The sequence below is a fragment of the Nitrosospira sp. Nsp18 genome, assembly GCF_900103145.1.
In the GTDB taxonomy this organism is placed as follows: domain Bacteria; phylum Pseudomonadota; class Gammaproteobacteria; order Burkholderiales; family Nitrosomonadaceae; genus Nitrosospira.
The window spans coordinates 24069-45294 of sequence record NZ_FMWY01000008.1 but is presented as its reverse complement, the minus strand read 5'-3'; the positions used below and the strand labels follow the sequence as shown (position 1 = coordinate 45294).

21 protein-coding genes are annotated in these 21226 nt (G+C 52.6%); 11 read left to right on the top strand and 10 right to left on the bottom strand.

The window, feature by feature from the left end; all coding sequences use genetic code 11:
* Positions 1-539 precede the first annotated feature (539 nt).
* The 3 genes from BLS94_RS05305 to BLS94_RS05295 form a co-directional block, all read right to left on the bottom strand.
* Positions 540-2189 carry a phospholipase D-like domain-containing protein gene (locus BLS94_RS05305; protein ID WP_090958282.1) on the bottom strand — a complete coding sequence of 550 codons (1650 nt, stop codon included), beginning with the start codon at positions 2187-2189 and terminating at the stop codon, positions 540-542.
* Positions 2159-2572 (bottom strand): lamin tail domain-containing protein, encoded by a 414-nt coding sequence (locus BLS94_RS05300; protein WP_143021653.1) that lies wholly within the window; start codon positions 2570-2572, stop codon positions 2159-2161. The genes BLS94_RS05305 and BLS94_RS05300 overlap by 31 nt, the downstream gene beginning before the upstream one ends.
* Before the next feature lie 138 nt (positions 2573-2710).
* Positions 2711-3589, bottom strand: coding sequence for a TlpA disulfide reductase family protein (locus BLS94_RS05295; protein ID WP_090958278.1), 879 nt, complete (start codon positions 3587-3589; stop codon positions 2711-2713).
* A 424-nt stretch (positions 3590-4013) separates the two neighbouring features.
* Between BLS94_RS05295 and BLS94_RS05290 the strand changes: the two genes are divergently transcribed.
* Positions 4014-4286 carry a hypothetical protein gene (locus BLS94_RS05290; protein WP_090958276.1) on the top strand — a complete coding sequence of 91 codons (273 nt, stop codon included), beginning with the start codon at positions 4014-4016 and terminating at the stop codon, positions 4284-4286.
* 269 nt (positions 4287-4555) lie between these two features.
* Here BLS94_RS05290 and BLS94_RS05285 read toward each other — a convergent pair whose 3' ends face one another.
* A complete protein-coding gene (locus BLS94_RS05285) occupies positions 4556-4888 on the bottom strand; it encodes a hypothetical protein (RefSeq protein ID WP_090958274.1) in 333 nt (110 codons plus the stop codon).
* Between the two features lie 243 nt (positions 4889-5131).
* Here BLS94_RS05285 and BLS94_RS05280 point away from each other — a divergent pair, with 243 nt between their 5' ends.
* The 6 genes from BLS94_RS05280 to BLS94_RS05255 all read left to right on the top strand — a co-directional run bounded on the left by BLS94_RS05280 (position 5132) and on the right by BLS94_RS05255 (position 12685).
* Positions 5132-5575, top strand: a complete 444-nt coding sequence (locus BLS94_RS05280) for a DUF2127 domain-containing protein (protein ID WP_090958272.1) — start codon at positions 5132-5134, stop codon at positions 5573-5575.
* Between the two features lie 265 nt (positions 5576-5840).
* Positions 5841-6884: a YheT family hydrolase gene (locus tag BLS94_RS05275; RefSeq protein ID WP_090958407.1), complete on the top strand. Its 1044-nt coding sequence runs from the start codon at positions 5841-5843 to the stop codon at positions 6882-6884.
* Positions 6885-7245: 361 nt separating this feature from the next.
* Positions 7246-10812 carry a DNA polymerase III subunit alpha gene (dnaE, locus tag BLS94_RS05270; protein ID WP_090958270.1) on the top strand — a complete coding sequence of 1189 codons (3567 nt, stop codon included), beginning with the start codon at positions 7246-7248 and terminating at the stop codon, positions 10810-10812.
* A gap of 313 nt (positions 10813-11125) precedes the next feature.
* Positions 11126-11380 carry a type II toxin-antitoxin system Phd/YefM family antitoxin gene (locus BLS94_RS05265; RefSeq protein ID WP_090958268.1) on the top strand — a complete coding sequence of 85 codons (255 nt, stop codon included), beginning with the start codon at positions 11126-11128 and terminating at the stop codon, positions 11378-11380.
* On the top strand, positions 11380-11814 hold the full coding sequence (locus BLS94_RS05260) for a type II toxin-antitoxin system VapC family toxin (RefSeq protein ID WP_090958266.1): 435 nt from the start codon (positions 11380-11382) through the stop codon (positions 11812-11814). Before BLS94_RS05265 ends, BLS94_RS05260 begins: the two co-directional genes overlap by 1 nt.
* Before the next feature lie 139 nt (positions 11815-11953).
* Positions 11954-12685, top strand: coding sequence for a YggS family pyridoxal phosphate-dependent enzyme (locus BLS94_RS05255; protein ID WP_090958263.1), 732 nt, complete (start codon positions 11954-11956; stop codon positions 12683-12685).
* Here BLS94_RS05255 and BLS94_RS05250 read toward each other — a convergent pair.
* The 5 genes from BLS94_RS05250 to BLS94_RS05230 form a co-directional block, all read right to left on the bottom strand.
* Entirely contained in the window at positions 12651-12920 is a 270-nt protein-coding gene (locus BLS94_RS05250; protein ID WP_090958261.1) for a YfhL family 4Fe-4S dicluster ferredoxin, read from the bottom strand. The two genes, BLS94_RS05255 and BLS94_RS05250, sit on opposite strands and share 35 nt — an antisense overlap.
* A 14-nt stretch (positions 12921-12934) precedes the next feature.
* A complete protein-coding gene (gene coaD, locus BLS94_RS05245; protein WP_072768141.1) occupies positions 12935-13414 on the bottom strand; it encodes a pantetheine-phosphate adenylyltransferase in 480 nt (159 codons plus the stop codon).
* Positions 13407-13958 carry a 16S rRNA (guanine(966)-N(2))-methyltransferase RsmD gene (rsmD, locus tag BLS94_RS05240; protein WP_371130225.1) on the bottom strand — a complete coding sequence of 184 codons (552 nt, stop codon included), beginning with the start codon at positions 13956-13958 and terminating at the stop codon, positions 13407-13409. The genes coaD and rsmD overlap by 8 nt, the downstream gene beginning before the upstream one ends.
* 155 nt (positions 13959-14113) lie before the next feature.
* Positions 14114-15424: a M16 family metallopeptidase gene (locus BLS94_RS05235; RefSeq protein ID WP_090958259.1), complete on the bottom strand. Its 1311-nt coding sequence runs from the start codon at positions 15422-15424 to the stop codon at positions 14114-14116.
* A gap of 66 nt (positions 15425-15490) precedes the next feature.
* Entirely contained in the window at positions 15491-16852 is a 1362-nt protein-coding gene (locus BLS94_RS05230; protein ID WP_090958403.1) for a M16 family metallopeptidase, read from the bottom strand.
* Positions 16853-17019: 167 nt separating this feature from the next.
* Here BLS94_RS05230 and ftsY point away from each other — a divergent pair, with 167 nt between their 5' ends.
* From ftsY to rpoH, 4 genes are all read left to right on the top strand, one after another.
* On the top strand, positions 17020-18006 hold the full coding sequence (gene ftsY, locus BLS94_RS05225; protein ID WP_090958257.1) for a signal recognition particle-docking protein FtsY: 987 nt from the start codon (positions 17020-17022) through the stop codon (positions 18004-18006).
* Between the two features lie 50 nt (positions 18007-18056).
* Positions 18057-18710 carry a cell division ATP-binding protein FtsE gene (gene ftsE, locus BLS94_RS05220; RefSeq protein WP_090958255.1) on the top strand — a complete coding sequence of 218 codons (654 nt, stop codon included), beginning with the start codon at positions 18057-18059 and terminating at the stop codon, positions 18708-18710.
* Positions 18707-19615 (top strand): permease-like cell division protein FtsX, encoded by a 909-nt coding sequence (gene ftsX, locus BLS94_RS05215; RefSeq protein ID WP_090958253.1) that lies wholly within the window; start codon positions 18707-18709, stop codon positions 19613-19615. Before ftsE ends, ftsX begins: the two co-directional genes overlap by 4 nt.
* A gap of 90 nt (positions 19616-19705) precedes the next feature.
* The gene (gene rpoH, locus BLS94_RS05210) at positions 19706-20551 is read left to right on the top strand and encodes an RNA polymerase sigma factor RpoH (protein WP_090958251.1); all 846 of its coding nucleotides are present in this window, start codon (positions 19706-19708) and stop codon (positions 20549-20551) included.
* Positions 20552-20771: 220 nt separating this feature from the next.
* Here the strand turns inward: rpoH and BLS94_RS05205 are convergent, their stop codons facing one another.
* Positions 20772-21020 carry a BolA family protein gene (locus BLS94_RS05205; RefSeq protein ID WP_072768148.1) on the bottom strand — a complete coding sequence of 83 codons (249 nt, stop codon included), beginning with the start codon at positions 21018-21020 and terminating at the stop codon, positions 20772-20774.
* Between the last annotated feature and the right edge of the window lie 206 nt (positions 21021-21226).

The following is a 21226-nucleotide window of genomic DNA, read 5'->3' as shown; positions in this document are numbered from 1 at the left end:
TAACGAAGGGTTTTCGTGGTTGTGATCTGATTTAGAAATTCAGGACCAGACAGAAAGTGAGTTTTTCGGCAAACTTGACCTTGAAAGGAGGGCTGTTTGCCATGAAGAAGAAGCGGTTTTCAATAGAACAGATCGTAGCGGTATTGAAGCAAATTCATCAGAGCCCAGAAAAATCTGGTTCTTCAATTTCTCCCACGGCCCGGTTGATTTCTCCCGTCTGCCACAAAATCTATGTAACGCCGTATGGCCTCACTACGATGCTCAGAAAAGGCAGCCAGGCCACCAGCGGGAGGTAGTGAAATGGAAGATAGGAAGAGCTCATGCACCCTCTCTAGGCCGACATAATCATCGAGCCCGTAACTGGCGTCGCGGTATGGATTTCTTCCAAAGGCATGGGTACGACGCCTTGCCCGCCTAATTGATATTCGATTCATTTCTGGACACAAGCGGCTCAGCATGTTGGGACCAATACCCAGATCACGCGCAATGTGATCTTGCCGACTGAGTACCAGATATGTCCGGAATCAGGGTAAACCTATTTACGTAGGAGTAAGAAATCCCATGCCAGAGAACAAAACCCTTTGTCGTGATTGTTCAGTGTCACCGAAATAAATATTTCGCCAAGAATCGTCCGTCTTGAGGAACTGAGGTTTCACGTTGGGGTTGTCCTGATTCTTTGAAGCCCACTCGCGAAACGCGTAGTGATTCCAGAGCCGGAAAAATTCCGTTAAGTAAATGTCAGCCACCGTCGTGTTGCCTTTTATCACCAGCATGTTCTCATCGTTAGCATTGGTCGATGCATTGGAGAAATTTGCTGATCCCGTAACTACTATTGGTGCTGGGCCCAGTGGGTCGACCAGCATGAATTTCGTGTGTATGTATGGTACATGCGTATTCAAGCCGCTCAACTTCTCCTTTAGCCACTTATCAAAACTGTTGACGCGAATCGTGCTGCCAATAGCGAAACGATTAAAAGGCAACTTCCGCAGCCGCAACACTTCTGCTTCCTGTTCAGGTCGATTGCCATCATTATCAAGCAAGCCGTAACGCAAGCCGCTAAAAGGTGTTTCGAATACAGGGATAAATGCTTTATTGATGCCAAAGGCAAAGGCCATGCACAGCATCGACTGCGCCGCGGCGGCTTGTTGCGCATACCAGGAAAGCAGTTTTAAGCCCGAGCGGGGACTAAAGAGTACGATTCCTTTTTCCGAAGAATCGCTTGAGTCGGGTGTTGGCGTCAGCCTCTCTACATCGGATCGCAGCGAGACAGAATCCGGATCAGCTACGAGCAAATTCCAATAGTCCAGATAAGCGCTTGCAATCGCGCCGTCGTTTACTACATGCCCTACGTTGGAATGTCCGAAGATACCTCCGATGCTGATATTCGTCGAGCCCGTAAAAACTGCCTGCGGTTTATGCTCTTTCAATAGCACGATAAATTTGTTGTGCGCGATGGCGCTTGGATTCGCGATTCTTTTCTTGCACAAACCCTCGAGTCCAATTCTTTGTACGGCTGCATCATTGGTCCTGGAAACGTCTGGGTCACGACCATCGTAAATGATTCTTACGTCAACGCCTCGGACACTTGCTTTTTTTAGTGCTTCCAAGACAACTTCATCGGTAAACTGATAGGCGGCGACACGTAACTGCCATTCGCTATCCTCTGCGCGCGACAGAAACTCGAGTAGCGCTTCCATAAGACCACGCGAAAGCCAGTCAAAAGCGGGTTTTCCCACTGCTTCAGGGTTTCGGTTTCTAAAGCGATAAGCATACTCCTGGCTGGCTGCGGCCCCACGGTTGAACCATACCTCGTGTTGGCCGCTGTCTTCTTTTTCGGTCTGTACACGAACGGAGATCTCATCCTCTTCCATTAGGCTCTTAGGCGAACCCTTCAGGGCAATTATGCGATAGGTATAGTCGTGCCCGGGTTTCGCGCTAAAATCGGACCAGGTGAACCCCTGTACCGGATGGGAGCGTAATGATGCCTTGCTGGTGCCAGGATCGGTTTCCACAAACACTTTCGTCCCTTCCAGCCAATATGCTTCATTTTCGGTGTGATCCGTACGGTGGATCGCAAAGCCCAGTACGTCGTGAGAGTTAGCTTTGGTCATGCTCCAGCCAAGCAGAACCACATGCGTACCTGCGATCGCCTGCGTGGTTAAATTACCAAGTTGTTGGATAATCCGCATAACAACTTACCTAAAAAACAATTGTCCAGCCAGGCTGATTCGTGTTGCTTCGCGTGTTGCTTTGTGTAGGACACGCCATGCACCTTCAAACCATTCTGGTTCAGCAACGTGATGATGTATCCCTTATTGGGTAAGGCCACTCGCGGTTTAATATCGACACGAAGCGTTACGCCGGGGTCAAGTGTGCTGCTTAGCGGCATCCTGGCTTTTTGCTTGTCGGCCAAATGCCATCCCTCCATCGAAATGAGGCGATCGCTGGTATTTAGCAAAAGAACCCACTCCTTCTCAGGGGATTCCTTGGAATTAACCAGCGCGGAGACGATGCGAACCAGCCCATCGGGCAGTGATTCAGTGGGCTGAGGCACAACAGGATCCGGGTTCACCGGCTCGCCTTCCTCAGGCACGCTCAATGTATGCCCTGTTACATCGTCGGTATGCCAGCTTTGCGACTGAATGGATATTAACCAGGCAAATGTTAGCCTTTGGTGCTGCGTTCCACTGTACGTTCCCCCACATAGAATTTATTGGTGGGTTACAGCTGAATCCTCATCCTTCTTTTCCGGCCGTTCATACTGGAGTTGCGGGTCGATGTCGCGCGGCGCGATTCCCTCAATTCTTTGTGCCAGCGTGGCGGCTGATAACTCCCCAGTACGACGATCAACCAGCGCACCCTTTGCATCAAAGAACAAGGTTGTTGGCAGTCCTTGAGACTGGGTCTGGCTACTGAGTTCGATACGGGGATCGAGCAACACGTTATCAAGGTTGAGCCCTTCCCGATCCAGAAACTTCTGAATCGCATCGGCCGATTCACCCTGGTTGGCAAAGACGAAGATCACTTCCGGATTGTTCTTTTGTGCATCCCGCAGTACCGGCATTTCCCGTATACAAGGCGGGCACCATGTCGCCCACAGGTTGACCACCATCGGCTTGCCGACCAGTGAACTAAACTGGACAGGACTGCCATCAAGGCGAACCAGCTCAGCTTGTGGCATCTGCACTGGGACGGCAAAGACCGCCGTTGCGGCCACCGCGCCGACTGCCCAGGCGGCTCCTCCGGTCAATGCCGCTAGCAGCAGAGGGCGTCGCTTTTCTCGCACGCGCCATGCATACCAGATGACGCCGGCCACAGCAGCCAGAATACCCGCTGCCGGTGAAAACCCGCCGTCAAGAATATTCAGAATACTCAATGGCGCGTTCTGGTACATATCAAAATAAGCAATCACGAAGACAAGTCTCGCTGCTATCAGGGAGGCAATGAAAACTCTCCAAAGAAGCGGTTCGACATCAACGTTTTGTCGCCGTCCTATCCGCTTGGCGACGAACGAGCCGATCAGCATCGCTCCCAGCAACAGCAAAAAATTGATGGGAAACGCAATCAGTCCGATGTTGATGAAATCCATTACGTGCCTCGATTAACGAAGACAAGTCCCGAAGGGAAAGAGCCTTCGCCACCAGTGCTCCCTCTCGAAACCAACTTTTGAACGCCTCTCCCCAATAAATGAGTATATTGGAGGCTTCAGGACAATAACGAGTTGCTCGTGGCATGCCTGCTCGGCACCTACTATAGCAACGCTTTTAAACAGGCCCAACAGAAGCTAACGCCACTGACTTCTGGCTAGTCCTGGCCATCAGATCTTGACCTGTTAACGTCTCAATTTGCCGTTCCCGGTATTTATGCCTCGATTTATATGCACCGATTTATAAATCCCCATTTCCTGAATTATTGCGAATCGGCTTCAGTTTGGACGTAAACGATCAGCAGAACGACAGGGGCGATTAACGTATCTAAAAAGGATCGGTCTTTGAATTTAAACAGGTAAGACTATGAAAGCTATATTTGTGGCTTTAACAGCATGTGCACTGACGAGCGAAGTTATCGCGTACGACCGCAACCGGAGTATGGGGGAAGAGTGGCAGCAACAACGGGGAACAGCAGATATGCAAAGAATGGAAGAAGCCGCCAGGCAGCGGGAGAGTGAACATAATACTCGGATGCAGCAGCTTGATGGCCAGCAGAAAATCTTCCAACTAGAAAACGAACGGCGACAAAGACAGCTTGAGCTGGAACAATACAGGATCTGGTTATGGACTAAATAAATGTGTAGAAGACAACTTTCGTGCGATCCACCCCATATCCAATACTACGGGCGTAATTTATCGCTCCTTTCTTCTTTTTTAGATAAAAATAACTATTTTGTAGACAAATACTTTAACAAAGTATTGAAAATCATACTCCTCGTGATCTTCTATCTGCCATTCACACAAGGGGAATCATTTCCAAGCCTACGTTGGCCTCAACGCCAGCACATTTAACCCGGGCCACGATTCGCTGGTAGTAGCCTTTATACGGGGAGATTTCCCTCCGTCTAGAATTTAATCCCCGCACTGACCGCCTCATATACCTTTTCACTGAATGCGGCAGCCTGGTGCGTGATCTCCTCCTCCGCCTGTTCTTTGACTCTTCTGGTTTCCGATAATTTTTCGCCTATTCGGGATGCATTTTTCCATAGCGCACTGCATATGGGGTCGTCGAGAATATGCTTCTTCTGTGCGATGTGAGCGGCCAACCCGCTCAGGAACTTGTCGTTAGTCCCTGAAAAGAAGCCGCCTACGTTACATATCTTGTAGTCCTTCTCAACCGCAAAACTCGGGCTTGAAAAGATAAAAAAAAGCACAATTGAAAACCACTTTAGTCTCATGATAGCCCCTTAGAATAAGCATTTAGCTCAGCCGCGGCTGCAAACGCCCGCGAATGGGCCATATTTACATATATGACAGCGTAACCATAATATGAGATCTGATATCGAAAGTATGACTTATATCAAGATTTGATCGGCCTGCTTTGTCTTCTATCGGCCCTGCTCATCTTTTTGGGCACATTGAGATGAAAAGCGGGGGCATCCGTAATCCTAACGAAAAGACAAGGCTGTTTGAAGCGATTGATGAAATCCAAAAGCGCTGACCTTCGATTGGTGGCGGTATTCGAAGCCGCTAAGGGTATCCTGGTATTCACTACGGCCTGTGCAATTTTCAAATTCATCCATATCGATGTACAAGAGGCTGCAGAGCAGTTGGTCAGCCGTTTCCACCTGAACCCCGCGAGCCGTTATCCTCGAATTTTTCTGGAGATCGCTTCCAACCTCAACGATACCCGACTGCTTGCATTGGGCTTCGGCGGGATAGCGTATGCTGTGGTGAGGTTGGTTGAAGCCTATGGGCTGTGGCATAGCAAGCGATGGGCCTGGATATTTGGCATGATAAGTGCGGGGTTATATATTCCAATCGAGATTTTTGAGTTGGCCAAGCGGGCTAATTGGGCAGAGGCCGTTCTTTTTCTCGTCAACCTTCTGATTCTGGTTGTTTTATTGCGCGGTCGGCCCCGCTAATTTTGCACTAGTCTGAGAAATTCTGAAAGCCGCCGCTTATGTCAACAGGGCTATCCTTGCGAGCGAGGGCGGGGTAACTATACGAGGTCAAGTGCCTTATAATAGCCTAACAGGTTACGCTTGCGCACGAATTAGACCATAAAACGGTCGGCATTGATTTGCAGTACCTTATATTGATTGATCGCATGAATTGTCGCTATACGGTAGCACCGGCTTATCCAGTGGCCACCCATCTGAATATGATATTGCCTGCCAGGACCTGGATGTGAAAGCCCCTTTACCTTTATTGCGCGCCCGACCCTACGTTGCCCCCGCATGGCTCCGAGGGGGAAATGCGCAAACGATTTATCCCTATCTGCTTTCCCGCCCTTCGATCGCTTACCGGCGTGAGCGTTGCGAACTGGACGACGGAGATTTCATCGATATCGACTGGCTGGACAATCAACACGATGCGCCGCTGGTCGTTATATTTCACGGGCTCGAGGGGGGCTCGTGCAGTCATTATGTCCTGAGTATCATAAGGACGCTGCAAGGGCTGGGCTGGCGTGGGGCAGTGGTGCACTTTCGCGGTTGTTCGGGAACACCCAATCGATTGCCGCGCGCGTATCACGCCGGCGATTCGGCGGAAATTGGTTGGGTCCTCCGCCGAATACGCGAGCAAAACAAATATCCGAACTCCGCTGTGCCTGTTTTTGCGGTCGGGGTATCGCTGGGTGGCAATGCCTTGCTGAAATGGCTGGGTGAACAGGGTAAGCAAGCCCGCGCGTTACTCGATGGTGTTGTAACGGTTTCCGTACCGCTGGATTTGGCAGCCGCGGGCAGGACGCTGGCTTCAGGTTTCAATTTGTTTTATACCCGTCATTTTCTCGATACCCTGAAGCGCAAGGCGCTGGATAAGCTGGATCGTTATCCCGGCCTGTTCGATTCGGCCGCGTTAGCAGCGTGCACTACACTATATGAGTTCGACAATATCGTGACTGCGCCACTGCACGGCTTCCGCGACGCCGAAGATTACTGGAACCTATCCAGCAGCAAGCCGTGGCTCAAGCATATCTTCGTGCCAACACTTGTGATTAATGCGCGTAACGACCCGTTTATGCCGGCTTCTGCATTGCCCCGGCCGGAAGATACTTCACCCGCGGTCATTCTGGAGTTTCCCGAAGAAGGCGGGCATGCAGGATTCCTGGACTCGCCATTTCCCGGCAGGCTGACGTGGCTGCCGGAAAGGATTATAAGTTTTTTCAGGGAGCAGGAGGTTGGGCTGCACTACGGTTCGCAAACGAGTCTATCCGAACTCCGGGCTTCTTAGCAGCTCGGTAAAACAACGCAACGCCACCCATTGTAATCAACACTTTCCTTGCCGTTACCGGCTACAGCTGTTTCCCATAATGGGATTTCTTCTATCGACGGATAACTGGCGATGATTGTACTTTCCAGCCTCAATCCGTATCCGCATGTGGCATTTCGGTTTCTTGCTTGCCGTGACTCGTGCATCTTCAGGTTCCAGAAGTTCATAGTTAGCCAGAGTTAAGGTGAGGTGGGCAATGGAAGGCTTCCACCGGTGTAAAATTGAATTTCAGTTTTTACGCTATTTTGATTGATCACTTGATTCAGGAACTGCGCTTCCGCAATCCGCTATTAATTCCGAATATCGAGCACCCTTGAGCAACATGCCTACATCTACATTTTTCGTTCATTTGCGCCTGCACAGCGAGTTTTCCGTGGTAGACGGTATAGTGCGAATCGACGAGGCTGTGGCAAAAGCAGTAGCGGATGATATGCCGGCACTGGCGCTGACCGATCTTTCCAATCTGTTCGGCCTGGTCAAGTTTTACCAGGAAGCCCGCAAGAAGGGAATAAAGCCGATTATCGGCTGCGACGTCTGGATCAGTAATGAATCCGATCGGGACAAACCCGGGCGTATCTTGCTCCTGTGCCAGTCATACCAGGGTTATCTGCTGTTGTGCCGCCTTCTGTCGCGTGCCTACCGTGAAAACCAGCACCGTGGACGCGCAGAAGTCAGGAAATCCTGGCTTGAGCGAATTGATGGGGGAAGTGGAGCAGAGGGGCTGATCGCATTGTCGGGAGCAGGCTCTGGCGAAATCGGCCTGATGCTGCTGCAGAACGATCCCGATCAGGCGGAGCAGCTGGCACGAGAATGGGCTGACCTTTTTCCCGGCCGTTTCTATATCGAAGTGCAGCGGGCAGGACATCCCAATGCAGAGGCTCTGGTGCAACGCTCACTGATGTTGGCGTCTGCCCTGCGTTTGCCGGTAGTGGCGACACACCCGGTTCAGTTCTTGAATCCTGAAGACTATCGGGCGCACGAGGCGCGGGTCTGTATCGCAGAAGGCTATGTGTTGGGCGATCGCCGACGTCCAAAGAATTGCACCGAAGAGCAATACTTTAAAACTCAGGCTGAAATGGCCGAATTGTTCGCCGACATCCCATCCGCACTGGCCAACACTGTGGCACTTGCCAAGCGCTGCAATCTCGCGCTCGAATTGGGGGTCAATCGCCTGCCACTGTTTCCCACACCCAATAGTGAAAGCCTGGAGCTGTATCTGCGTACCCAGGCAGCAGAAGGTCTGGAAGTGCGCCTGAATGCGCTTTTTCCGGATGCCGTCCAGCGTGACGCGGAAATGCCCAAGTATTACGCCCGGCTGGATTTCGAAGCTGATGTCATCATACAGATGGGTTTCGCCGGGTATTTTCTGATCGTCGCCGACTTCATCAATTGGGCCAAGCACAATGGCGTGCCGGTAGGGCCGGGCCGGGGCTCCGGCGCGGGTTCGCTGGTGGCCTATTCGCTGGGTATTACCGATCTCGACCCGCTTCGCTATGACCTGCTATTTGAGCGTTTTCTCAATCCGGAACGTGTTTCCATGCCTGACTTCGATATCGATTTCTGCCAGGACGGACGCGAAAATGTCATCGACTATGTAAAACAGAAATACGGCGCTGAGAGTGTTTCCCAGATTGCCACTTTCGGGACGATGGCGGCAAAGGCGGTGGTGCGTGACGTTGGACGCGTGCTGGATCTACCGTACAGCTTTGTCGACCAATTGGCGAAGCTGGTGCCGTTTGAAATCGGCATGACCCTCAAAAAAGCACGTGAAGAGGAACCGCAGCTGAATGAGCGGGCGCAGGCCGAAGAAGAGGTGCGTAATCTGCTGGAACTGGCTGAACGGCTTGAAGGGCTCACACGTAATGTCGGGATGCACGCCGGCGGTGTATTGATTGCATCGGGAAAGATCACCGATTTCTGCCCCATCTACTGTACAGATTCGGGCGAGTCGGTAATAAGCCAGCTCGACAAAGACGATGTGGAGAAAATCGGGCTGGTGAAGTTCGACTTCCTGGGGCTGCGGACCTTGACCATACTCGACTGGACTGTCAGATACATCAGGCAGCGTAATCGCGACGCTGCGGAAGAAGAATCCGCACCAATCGCAACCGATGCAAGCAAGCCTGCTGCCGAGTCCGGTATTCGGCATTCCGACTCCTTTTCCCTGGAAAATCTGCCCTTGGACGATGCGGCCACCTACGCCCTGCTACGGCAGGGCAATGCCGTGGGCGTGTTCCAGTTCGAGTCGCGCGGCATGAAGGATTTGCTGCAGAAGGCAAGGCCTGACCGTTTCGAGGACATTATCGCATTAGTGGCATTGTACCGTCCGGGACCGATGGCGCTGATCCCCGAGTTTACGGAACGCAAGCATGGCAAGCGCGTGGAATACCTTGATCCACGGCTGAAGCCCATACTTGAGCCTACCTATGGGGTGATGGTTTATCAGGAACAGGTGATGCAAATCGCCCAGGTGATAGGAGGATATAGCCTCGGCGCCGCCGACCTGCTGCGACGGGCAATGGGCAAGAAACAGGTTGAGGAAATGGCTTTGCATCGCGACATCTTTGTTGCGGGAGCGACCAAGAACGGCTTGACCGAGCGTATCGCCGCCGAACTCTTCGATTTGATGGAGAAATTCGCGGGTTACGGATTCAATAAGTCGCATGCCGCAGCTTATGCTTTGATCGCCTTCCAGACCGCCTACCTCAAGGCACATTATCCAGCGGAGTTCATGGCTGCCACCTTGTCCGCGGATATGGATGATACCGACAAGGTGAATTCGTTCTTCGAGGACAGCGTGGCCAACGGGCTTATCATGTTGCCGCCCGATATTAACCTGTCCGACTATCGCTTTGTTCCCGTAGACAAAAAAACCATCCGATATGGTCTTGGCGCGATAAAAGGAACGGGGAGCTCCGCTATTGCAGCGATTATCAAGGTGCGCGACAAAAGCGGGCCCTTTAGCGATTTGTTCGATTTCTGCCAACGGGTCGACAAGCGCATTGTCAATCGCCGCGTGATGGAATCGCTCATCCGTGCCGGCGCCTTTGATTCGGTCAACGCTCACAGGGCCCGCCTGCTGGCCTCGGTCGGTATCGCGCTTGAATCCGCGGAACAGGCGGATCGCGCAGTCAATCAGGTAAGCCTGTTTGGCGAAGCTGATAGCGACACCGGGCCGAGCCTGATCAACGTGCCGCCTTGGCCGGAAAAGGAGAAGTTGAAAAATGAAAAGGTGGCATTAGGCCTCTACTTGAGCGGGCATCCATTCCACGCGTATGCGGAAGAACTGAAACCATTTGTACGCACCCGCCTGGATCGATTGAACTCCCAGCGGGAAATACAGTTACTGGCGGGAATCGTCTACGCTATACGCACGCAGGTGACCCGTCGGGGCAGAATGGGAGTGATTGTGTTGGACGACGGCAGCACACGGGTGGAACTGGTCGTGTACAACGAATTATTCGAGTCTGTGCGGACATGGCTGAAAGAAGATCAGCTGCTGATAGTTGAGGCCAAAGTGAACGGCAGAGGCGGCGATGATGAGTATGGCAGCACGCTGCGCATTACCGCCGACCAGCTGTATGACTTGAACAGCGCTCGCACTCGCTTCGCCAAGCGTATGGAGCTTCATTGCAATGGCAATGGTCCATCGAACGCCATAAAACTGAAGGAATTGCTTGCGCCTCATCGTCACAGCACAAATAACGGCAATTCCGGTAATACGAAAGACGACGATAAATTGTCCTGCCCTGTGCGGGTCGTTTATCACAACCGGGATGCTATGTGCGAGCTTGAACTGGGCGATGCCTGGCGTGTACGTCTTCAGGATAATCTCCTGCAGTCGCTATCAGCGCATTTCGATGCGGAGAATGTCAAAGTCATTTACTGATATGGCGGAAGCGTTCCCCCAGGGCTCATAGCGGGGAGAAGTGGACCGGAAAACCTATTAACACTTTGCCTCGGCCACGCTTTTTTCCTATACGGTTACCGTCGAGGACGGCGTCTCGTGGGTTATTCTTTTTCGTCAAGCATTCCCCCCCTCCGCTATGCTATATCCAACCCGATATGAAGCAGCTATTCGGCGCGATTATTACTTTATGTCCGTTTGAGCGTTAGCAAAAGAAGGGTTCTTTTCGCGAATTATTGTACTGGCTTGAACATTGTAGTAACGTACATACATTAAGAGATTAATGAGGTGCGGAATGACTATCACGACGTTATCCAGCCGGGAGTTCAACCAGGACGCCAGCAAAGCGAAGAGAGCCAGTTTGAGTGGCCCGGTTTTCATTACGGATCGCGGCCGGCCCGCGCATGTGCTGCTTAGCATCGAGGATTATCGCAAGATTATCGGGGGGCGTAAGAAAATTGCCGACCTTCTGGCAATGCCCGGTATTGAAGACGCTACATTCGAGATTCCGCAACTCCAGGACCTTGCTCAAGCTGCGCACTTTTCCTGATGTTTGTTCTTGATACCAACGTTGTTTCCGAGTTAAGAAAGGTTCGACTCGGCAAAGCTGATGCGAAAGTTGCAAGCTGGGCGGAAAGTGTTGATGCTGCTGATTTGTACTTGTCGGCAATCACCGTTCAGGAACTGGAAATTGGTGTATTACTGGCTGAGCGGTGCGACCCCGCGCAAGGTGCTGTGTTCAGGATATGGCTGGATAGCCACGTTATACCGGCATTTGCCGGCCGCATCCTGCCCATCGATTTTGCCGTTGCGCAGCGTAGCGCAAGACTTCATATTCCCGATCCTCGGCCGGTCCGAGATGGACTGATAGCAGCAACTGCGCTGGTGCATGGAATGGCTGTCGTCACACGAAACCTGGCCGATTTTGAGTCGAGCGAGGTTCGATTGCTCAACCCGTGGACGTGGAAAGCCGAAGATGAATAGCGAGCCGATTTTGGGTTCTCCCGCGCGTGGCGGCTTGACCGTAAAGATGAGTAGTTCTACTATGCTCCTGCTCTCTCAAACCATTTTTTAAATTCTCATGGGTCAATCGCCCAGAGTAACCGGTAAATAAAAAGTCAGAATGGAACCAAATACCACAACCATCGCCTTGGGCTTGCATAAAATAAGAGCTCATATCGCGGATATTGCGAGCACGGCAGGACGGCAACCTGAAGCTATTACGCTGTTAGCCGCAAGCAAAACCAATCCTCCCGAATCTCTGCGTGAAGCCTTTGCCGCCGGACAGACTATTTTCGGAGAAAACTACCTCCAGGAAGCGCTGGTAAAAATCGAAGCGCTCGCCGATCTTCCGATCGAGTGGCATTTCATCGGTCCGATACAGAGCAATAAAACAAAACGCATAGCAGAAAATTTTGCCTGGGTGCATAGCGTAGACCGGAAAAAGATAGCCGACCGCTTGTCGAAAGACCGGCCAGAGTCGTTGCCTCCCCTTCAGATATGCCTGCAAGTAAATGTGAGCGGAGAAGATAGCAAGAGTGGCATAGCGCCCGAGGAGATTCTCGACCTGGCGGCGCATGTTGTGGAGTTGCCCAACCTGAAACTACGGGGCGTAATGGCTATTCCCGAGCTTACCAGAGCAACCGCACTGCAACGCAGCCAGTTTCGCATGGTGAGGGAAGCCTACGATCAGCTGAAGCAGGCTGGCTATGACGTCGATACGATCTCAATGGGTATGTCCGAGGATCTTGATATCGCCATTGAGGAAGGCGCGACCATGGTGCGCGTAGGCACTGCAATCTTTGGGCCGAGACGCTACCCTATTCCTGAGGAACTTGCTGCGCGCGCCCGATAAGAGCAAGGTACTTTCCGTACAGCTGTTCCTTCGTCTCAGTAATGTCCAGGTCGAGGATGATGCAGTCCACCGGGCATACCTCCACACACTGCGAGACTTCGTGGTGTCCGACGCACTCGGTGCAGAGGGCGGGATCTATCACATAGATTTCCTCCCCCTGGGAAATGGCATCATTGGGACATTCCGGCTCGCAAACGTCGCAATTGATACATTCGTCAGTGATCATTAAAGCCATGCCGACCTCAAGGATTAGGTTTTGATTCTGATGCGCAACTGCTCGGCAATCAACGGGTGCACAAACTTGTCCACGCTTCCGCCCAGCTGCGCGATCTCCCGCACAATGGTGGCGGAGATAAACATGTATTGCTCCGATGGCGTTAAAAACATGGTCTCGACACCGGGATATATGCTGCGGTTCATCCCTGCCATCTGAAATTCATATTCGAAATCGGATACGGCGCGCAGACCCCGCAAGATAACCCTCGCATTCTGCTGTTGCGCAAATTCCATCAACAAGCCAGAGAATGCGGTCACCTCGACGTTGTGGCAGTCCGCCAGTACCTCACGCACCATTTCCACGCGCTCATGCTGCGTAAAGAAGGGTTTTTTTCCACTGCTCACCGCTACCGCGACCACCACTCGATCAAACAGGCCCGACGCCCGCCGAACCAAATCCTCGTGACCGCGTGTAATGGGGTCAAACGTACCAGGGTATACCGCTTTATCCATTCTTTTTTGATTTTAGTAGTTGGTAACGAACCTTGCCGGCCTGCCCTTGGCGCCACACCAGCCAATCATCCGCGTCCGCCTCCGGGAGGCTGTCATTCTCTATATAAACCAGCCCGCTGACCGAAAGATGGGAATGCAGGCTCGATAATAGTCTGGGTAGCAGGCCCAGCCGATAAGGAGGATCAAGAAAAATCAGGTCAAACTGGCGCCTATCGGAATCGAGGAATTTTAACGCATCCATCGATATCAGTTCGATTCGTTCTGCTCCCAACTTCTGCATATTGATTTTCAGCGTCTTCATTACGCCGGGGTCGGACTCCACCATTACCACACGCGTCGCCCCACGTGACGCAGCCTCGAAACTCATCGCCCCGCTGCCTGCAAACAGATCAAGGCAGTGTTTCCCGCTCATATCCTGCCCTAACCAGTTAAAAACGGTCTCGCGTACACGGTCGGGGGTCGGCCTGAGGTCTGCGAAACTATCAAAAGTAATTATGCGGCTGCGCCATACGCCACCTATGACGCGTATTTTATTTCTCATCATGCAGTGCTGAAAAACGGAAAACCGCTGCTAGCAGCCTGTCGGGCTTAAAGCAATCGCTGCAAAAGCCGTCTGGCCGATTCATATTTCGCCGCTTTTTCGCTGCGATTCTTTAAGTTGGACAGGCTGTTAGGTGAAAGTACGGTTCACTATGAAATCTATTTTTTTTCCTCGGCCCCCACCACAACAGTGACCATTCCCGCTGGATTGATGCGGCGCTGAAACGTTTCCTTGATCTGGGGAACGGTTACTTTTTCCACTGATTTAACGTAATCATCCAGATAGGTTAGAGGCAGGTTGTAGAAACCGATCATTGCCAGGTACCCGATAATTTTCTTGTTGCTGTCTATGCGCAACGGAAAGCTGCCGATAATGTTCTGCTTGGCTGCGGTAAGCTCTTTTTCCGTAGGCCCGCCAGTGACAAAATCCGCCAGCACTTTCTGCGTCAGCGCGAGCGCTTCCTCCGACTGATCTTTCCTGGTTTGCAAGCCGATTTCGAATGGTCCTTTTTTTCTCAGCGGTGAAAATTGGCTATGAACACTGTAAGCCAATCCACGTTTTTGGCGAATTTCTTCCATCAGGCGCGAGGTAAATGCGCCGCCGCCGAGGATGTGGTTACCCACGAGCAGCGGAAAATAATCGGGATCATCGCGGCGGAGTCCGGGATAAGCGATAAGGATATGGCTTTGAGTGGCCGGATGAGCAATTCTCTTGATATCCGCAACCGGCGCTGCCACGTCCGGCAGACTATAGGGGGACTTTTCTTGCGTAAGCTCTTTCGTTAGCGATTCCGCAAGGGCTTCCGCTTCCGCACGGCTCATGTCTCCCATGATGGACACCACTGCGTCTGGAGCGGAATAGAGAGACCGATATAGATTCACGAGATCTTCGCGCTGCAGCGCGCTCACACTATCGATTTCACCCGAACCGCGTAGACCGTATGGATGGTCGCCGTATAGCATTTTCATCAACGTACGGTCAGCTATGGTGCCCGGTTTGGTATCCGCTTCGCGCAATCCCGCAATCGCACGGACTTTTTCCCTCTCCATCACTTTCGCGTCGAATTCGGGGTGCTGTATGACCCGACGGAATATATCCAGCGCCTGCTCGCGCTCACGCGCACTGCTCAAAGTACGTAAAGCAATGCCCGCGCGATCCTGGTCAAAATGACTATTGAGTCGAGCGCCGATATCGGCCAACCCTTTTGCAATCTGATCTTCGCTTAACCCGCCTGCGCCAAGATCCAGCAAATGCAGGGTCATGGCAGCGCGGCCGGATTTGTCGCGGGTATCAGTACTGCTGCCCGCGCTGAAATCAATGCTGATGTCGAGTATCGGCAAATCACGGCTTTCGATGAAATATACCCGGGCACCGGAAGAAGTTTGCCAATGCTGGATCGGCAGGGTGGCAAAAGCCCATTGGGAAAATACACCCAAAAACAGGAAAAATATCAAGCGCATCACATGCATCGCAGCCTCTCTAAAAAAGCGCTTTTCGAATTCAGGACAGGAAACGAACAGATCAAGGTTGCAGCATCAATGCCTCAACCCGGCGGGTGCAGCAGAGGGAGGCTTCTGTTCCAGCGGTTGGGGGTCCAGTATGGCAACTGTCAGACTGTCATCCATCAAATATTTTCTTGCTACGTCACGCACTTGCTCGGCAGTAACAGCCTGCAGCTTTTTTAACATCGTATCCACGTCACGATATGACAATCCAATGCTTTCCATCTGGCCGATCTGCATCGCCTGAGCAAACATCGAATCGAGCTGAAAGACGTGGCTGGCAACGACCTGGGCCTTGACCCGCGCAAGTTCCTCGTCGGTTACGCCGTCACGCACAAGTTTTTCTATTTCTCCACGCAAGGCAGCTTCCAGGTCGGCCACGGTTTTACCTTCACTCGGGGTGCCATCGATATAAAACATGCCGGGACCACGCCCGGTTGAGTCGTAGCCTGCACCTGCCGAACTCGCAATGTGCCGCTCGCGCACCAGCTCCTTGTTGAGCCGCGCCGATTCGTTGCCATCAAGCACGCCAGCCAGCATCTCCAGCGCATAAGGCTCCCAATCGGTCGCGGGATTGCGTAATACCGGGGCGTGATAACTCATCGCGAGGTATGGCAGCCGTGCCGGGGCTTTTACCGTAAGCCGCTTGATGCCCAGCTGCTTCGGCTCGACTTGGGGCTTGCGTTTATCCAGTGGCAATAGCGTGCGCGACTTGATCTGTCCATAATATTTTTGTGCCAAAGCAAAGACTTCTCCCGGATTTACGTCGCCTACCACGACCAGGATGGCGTTGTTGGGTGCGTACCAGCGGTCGTACCATTCCTGCGCATCGCCGACACTCATGTTCTCCAGATCGTTCATCCAGCCTATTACGGGGCGCCGATAAGGATGCGACTGGATAGCAGTCGCGGTCATTTTCTCATACACCAGCGCGCGCGGTTGATCATCGGTGCGGAGTCGTCGTTCCTCCATCACCACTTCGATTTCCTTGGCGAACTCCTCTTTTGTCAGCACCAGGTTGCGCATCCGGTCAGATTCCAATTGCATCGCCAGCGGCAGCCTGGACTTATGCAACTGTTGGAAATAGGCGGTGTAATCGCGGCTGGTGAAAGCATTCTCGCGTCCGCCTGCCGCCGCGATCAGCGTCGAAAATTCGCTGCCGGGAAATTTCTTCGTACCCTTGAACATCATATGTTCCAACACATGGGCCACGCCGGTAACGCCATTTACTTCATCAATGCTTCCCGCCTTGTACCAGATTTGCGAGATTACCACCGGTGAGCGATGATCTTCCTTGACGATCAGCTTAAGCCCGTTGCCGAGCTTGTACTCATGCGTAGTAGCCTCCTGCGTGACAGCGATGGGGCTTGCCGAAACCAGCGAAACGAATACCATCCCGAATACCATGGCAATAGCCCGGAAGGCAGATGAAAGAACAGTAACACGACGACAAATCATCATTTTTTTAATAACCTAAGTCCGGGTAAACGGAATAAAATTGGGAACAGATCGTCTTGCAATTTCCAAGCATGAATTTTGACTCATATTGACAGCCTACCAGAATGCCAGGTTTCTTTAAATCCAAAAATAGCGCTGCCCCTGCGGAACCCGCGTCAACGAATTGGTCGGCGCGAGTCAGGCAGGGGCTCTCCCGTACCCGGGATAACCTGGGTAGACGCCTGTCCGGCCTGCTCGGCGGTGGTAAAATAGATGACGCGCTCTATGAGGAATTGGAAACGATACTGCTCACCGCGGATGCTGGCGTAAATGCAACCACGTGGCTGCTTGGCGAACTGCGCAGCGAAGTCAAACGGAAAGGCCTTACCGACGCGGCGCAACTCAAGGGGGCATTGCAGGAAGCCCTCGCTGCCTTACTTGAGCCACTGGTGCAGCCTCTCGACCCGAATACGAGCAAGCCCTTTATCATTATGCTGGCTGGCGTGAACGGCGCGGGGAAAACTACCTCCATCGGAAAACTTGCCCATTATTTTCAGTTACAGGGAAAGACCGTTCTGCTTGCTGCCGGCGATACGTTTCGTGCCGCCGCACGTGAACAACTGATAGCCTGGGGCGAGCGCAACAATGTCGCCGTTATCGCCCAGGAGAATAGCGGCCAGCAAAAGGGCGATCCGGCTGCGGTGATATTCGATGCGGTTAATGCCGCGAAAGCACGCGGCATCGATATCGTGCTCGCGGATACCGCCGGGCGGCTAGCCACGCAACTGCATCTCATGGAGGAAATCAAGAAAGTCAAGCGCGTCATCGCCAAGGCCGAGCCGGGCGCCCCTCATGAAACGCTGCTGGTGCTTGACGCCAACACCGGCCAGAACGCGGTTGCTCAGGTGCAAGCCTTTGACGACGCACTGGGTCTTACCGGACTCATCGTCACCAAGCTCGATGGTACCGCAAAAGGGGGGGTAATCGCCGCTATCGCCAGGCAACGCCAGAAAAAAACGCCACTACCCATCCGTTTTATTGGCGTGGGTGAGGGCCTTGATGATTTGAGGCCGTTTGTCGCAAGTGAATTTGTCGAGGCACTTTTTGATTGAGAGAACCAAGCGAGTGGAAATTCGGGTCAACGGTATAACTCCAGCAATCAATGATTAGCTTCAGCCAAGTCTATAAACGTTATCCGAACGGCTACGAAGCACTCAAGAATATCAGTTTTAGCCTTGAGGCAGGTGAAATGGCCCTGATTACCGGCCATTCGGGCGCGGGCAAGACTACGCTGCTGAGGCTTATTGCGGCCATCGAGCGCCCTACCTCGGGCAGCATTATCGTCAACGGCCAGAAGGTCAGCACGCTTAAGGGCGGTGCAATTCCTTTTCTGCGGCGCAATCTCGGGCTGGTGTTCCAGGATCAAAAAATCCTGTTCGACCGCAATGTCTTCCAGAATGTACTGCTGCCCCTGCAAATAAGCGGGTTTGGTTCCAAGGCAGCGACCCGACGGGTACGCGCTGCGCTCGACAAGGTAGGCTTGCTGAACAGGGAAAAAGCCTGGCCCATCACGCTTTCAGGGGGTGAGCAACAACGCCTGTGCATTGCACGCGCCATAGTCAACAGGCCCTCCATCCTCATCGCGGATGAGCCAACCAGCAACCTTGACGCCGATTACGCGAGAGATATCATGGACATGTTCGTGTCGTTCAATCAGGTGGGCGTGGCGATATTGATAGCTACCCATGACGTCGAGCTGCTGGGCAGCATGCAGCAGCGCATTTTGACACTCAATCATGGTGAGCTGGCGACATGAACGTTTGGCTTTTCCATCACTTGCACGCTCTCGCTCTTGCATTCAAACGGCTGGGGCGTGCGCCACTTGGTAGCCTGCTCAGCATTGCCGTGATCGGAATCGCTTTCAGTCTTCCCGCCGGAATTTACGTGCTGCTTGAAAACCTCCAGGCCCTCTCCGGTCAAGTTTCGGGAGCGCCGCAATTGAGCCTGTTCCTCAGGCTGGACGCAGATAAGGATGACGTGGCGAAAATCGAATCGTACCTGGAACAACACCCTCCTGTGGCAAGCTTCAAGTTCGTTTCCAAGGATAGTGCCCTTGATCAACTCAAGCAGGAAAGCGGGCTGGCTGATGTAATGAATGACCTCGAGCGAAATCCGCTTCCGGACGCTTTCGTTGTCAGTACGAGAGCGCTTACGCCCGAAGGGCTGGAAGCATTGCGTATGGAACTGGGGCAATTGCCGCAGGTCGAATACGCGCAGGTTGACTCGGCTTGGGCCAAGCGGCTGGATGCCTTGCTCAAGCTGGGCCATCTGGCGGTGTTATTGCTTGGCGCGCTGCTGAGCTTTTCGCTGATAGCCGTAGCCTTTAATACGATACGTCTGCAAATCCTGACGATGCAAGATGAAATAGAGGTTGCGAAGCTGATCGGTGCAACCACAGGCTTCGTTCGGCGCCCTTTTCTGTATTTTGGGGCCTTGCAAGGGATGGTTGGCGGTGCTGCAGCATGGCTTATCATTTCTGCGGGAATTTATCTCACGGATGACCAACTGAAGGATTTGTTGCAACTGTACGAGGTGAATTTTCGTCTCTATCACCTCTCTCTCGAGGATAGCCTGAGCCTGTTGCTTCTCTCGGCAGGGCTTGGCTGGGCGGGAGCCTGGTTATCGGTCGCGAATCATCTCTCGCAAGTAGAACCGAGATAATTCATCAACTTAAACTATGCGAGAGGAACTTTCAAAACTGTTGACGCTCTTATTGGAATAGGTTAACTTCATGAGAAACCAGGGGGATACATGAACTTCGCTTTAGCCATACCTTCAGCCGGCAGCATCGAAAGCTACATCCAGTCTGCCAACCGCTTCGGAATTCTTTCTCAGGAAGAAGAGATTCGTCTGGCGCGGTCCCTGAGGGATGAAGATAACATCGACGCAGCCCGCCAACTGGTGCTGTCGCATTTGCGCGTAGTGATCGCCATTGCTCGCGGTTATAAAGGGTATGGCCTACCCCAGGCCGACTTGATTCAGGAAGGCAATATTGGCCTTATGAAAGCGGTCAAACGCTATGATCCCGAACGCGGCGTGAGACTGGTATCGTTTGCAGTGCACTGGATCAAGGCGGAAATCCACGAATTCATACTGCGTAATTGGCGGCTGGTAAGAATTGCCACCACAAAAGCGCAACGTAAGCTGTTCTTTAACCTGCGCAGCATGAAGCCGGTGCTGGACACCATGAATCCGGAAGAGGTCAGCGCGATGGCCAAGCAGCTGGGCGTCAAGGTCGAAGAAGTGGTGGAAATGGAGACCCGCTTCAGCGGAAGGGACATTTCCCTCGAACCTTTATCTGATGAGGATGACGATGAGGCATTCAGCCCCATCGCTTATCTTACTGATGGTTCAGAGCCTCGGCAGTTGCTGGAAGCTGAAGAGAACACGCGTTTGCGCGGGGAAGGTCTGGAACAGGCGCTATCCGGCCTGGACACACGCAGCCGCCGCATCATTGAAGCCCGCTGGTTGCGGGAAAAAGACCCCGCCACGCTGCATGATCTCGCTGGCGAACTGGGCGTGTCTGCGGAGCGAATCCGCCAGATTGAAGCCAAAGCCATGCAGAAAATGCGGGCCGCCTTGGCTCCCAGTGTGTAATTGCAGGAGCTGAGCCTCAGCTCCTGCGGAAGACCTTGCCTTCAAGCCCGGCTCTTCTGTCTAAGAATTCCTTATACGGCGCAGGTGCGCTTCTAGCTTCTTCTTGATGCACCCTCGCGCCAGCTATCCACATCCAAGATATTGGCGGGGCTTGGCGGCCTGTCGGACTAAAGGAAATCGGCTTCATATTTCGCTGCGATTCTTCAGGTCCGACGGACTCCTAGCTCGGGTTTATTTCCGCCCATTGTTCGGGCGTGTGGGTTTTCATGGATAGCGCATGGATCTCTTGCTTCATCCTGTCGCCGAGCGCGCGGTAAACAAGCTGATGCTGCTGCACCATATTTTTCCCACGGAATTCAGCACTTACAATGATGGCGCTGAAATGATGACCATCATCCCCTTCTACATGCACCAGTTCGCATGGCAAGGAACTTTCGATGTGATTTTTAATGCTTTCTGGCGTAACCATCCTTCTCTTCCTTATATAAATGATTCTCTTGGAATTCTTAAAGACAACTGCCTGGATTTACCTTTGCGTTGTCCGTTATATTTATTGAACTATGCAAATCCTTACCGCTGGGCCTTCGCAGGGTGTGGGACTCAAAGGAAATCGGCTGCAAAGGCATCCGGCTGGTTCATTTTTCGCTGCAATTCTTTAAGTCCGAAAAGCCCTAG

Excerpts from the sequence above, each read along its gene's own strand:
- BLS94_RS05230 (WP_090958403.1), bottom strand. The coding sequence starts at position 16,852 with ATGGTATTCGTTTCGCTGGTTTCGGCAAGCCCCATCGCTGTCACGCAG.
- ftsX (WP_090958253.1), top strand. The coding sequence starts at position 18,707 with ATGAACGTTTGGCTTTTCCATCACTTGCACGCTCTCGCTCTTGCATTC.
- dnaE (WP_090958270.1), top strand. The coding sequence starts at position 7,246 with ATGCCTACATCTACATTTTTCGTTCATTTGCGCCTGCACAGCGAGTTT.
- rsmD (WP_371130225.1), bottom strand. The coding sequence starts at position 13,958 with ATGATGAGAAATAAAATACGCGTCATAGGTGGCGTATGGCGCAGCCGC.
- BLS94_RS05280 (WP_090958272.1), top strand. The coding sequence starts at position 5,132 with ATGAAATCCAAAAGCGCTGACCTTCGATTGGTGGCGGTATTCGAAGCC.
- coaD (WP_072768141.1), bottom strand. The coding sequence starts at position 13,414 with ATGGATAAAGCGGTATACCCTGGTACGTTTGACCCCATTACACGCGGT.
- BLS94_RS05255 (WP_090958263.1), top strand. The coding sequence starts at position 11,954 with ATGGAACCAAATACCACAACCATCGCCTTGGGCTTGCATAAAATAAGA.
- BLS94_RS05250 (WP_090958261.1), bottom strand. The coding sequence starts at position 12,920 with ATGGCTTTAATGATCACTGACGAATGTATCAATTGCGACGTTTGCGAG.
- BLS94_RS05290 (WP_090958276.1), top strand. The coding sequence starts at position 4,014 with ATGAAAGCTATATTTGTGGCTTTAACAGCATGTGCACTGACGAGCGAA.
- BLS94_RS05235 (WP_090958259.1), bottom strand. The coding sequence starts at position 15,424 with ATGCATGTGATGCGCTTGATATTTTTCCTGTTTTTGGGTGTATTTTCC.
- BLS94_RS05205 (WP_072768148.1), bottom strand. The coding sequence starts at position 21,020 with ATGGTTACGCCAGAAAGCATTAAAAATCACATCGAAAGTTCCTTGCCA.
- BLS94_RS05305 (WP_090958282.1), bottom strand. The coding sequence starts at position 2,189 with ATGCGGATTATCCAACAACTTGGTAATTTAACCACGCAGGCGATCGCA.
- BLS94_RS05295 (WP_090958278.1), bottom strand. The coding sequence starts at position 3,589 with ATGGATTTCATCAACATCGGACTGATTGCGTTTCCCATCAATTTTTTG.
- BLS94_RS05265 (WP_090958268.1), top strand. The coding sequence starts at position 11,126 with ATGACTATCACGACGTTATCCAGCCGGGAGTTCAACCAGGACGCCAGC.
- ftsY (WP_090958257.1), top strand. The coding sequence starts at position 17,020 with ATGCCAGGTTTCTTTAAATCCAAAAATAGCGCTGCCCCTGCGGAACCC.
- BLS94_RS05285 (WP_090958274.1), bottom strand. The coding sequence starts at position 4,888 with ATGAGACTAAAGTGGTTTTCAATTGTGCTTTTTTTTATCTTTTCAAGC.
- rpoH (WP_090958251.1), top strand. The coding sequence starts at position 19,706 with ATGAACTTCGCTTTAGCCATACCTTCAGCCGGCAGCATCGAAAGCTAC.
- ftsE (WP_090958255.1), top strand. The coding sequence starts at position 18,057 with ATGATTAGCTTCAGCCAAGTCTATAAACGTTATCCGAACGGCTACGAA.
- BLS94_RS05260 (WP_090958266.1), top strand. The coding sequence starts at position 11,380 with ATGTTTGTTCTTGATACCAACGTTGTTTCCGAGTTAAGAAAGGTTCGA.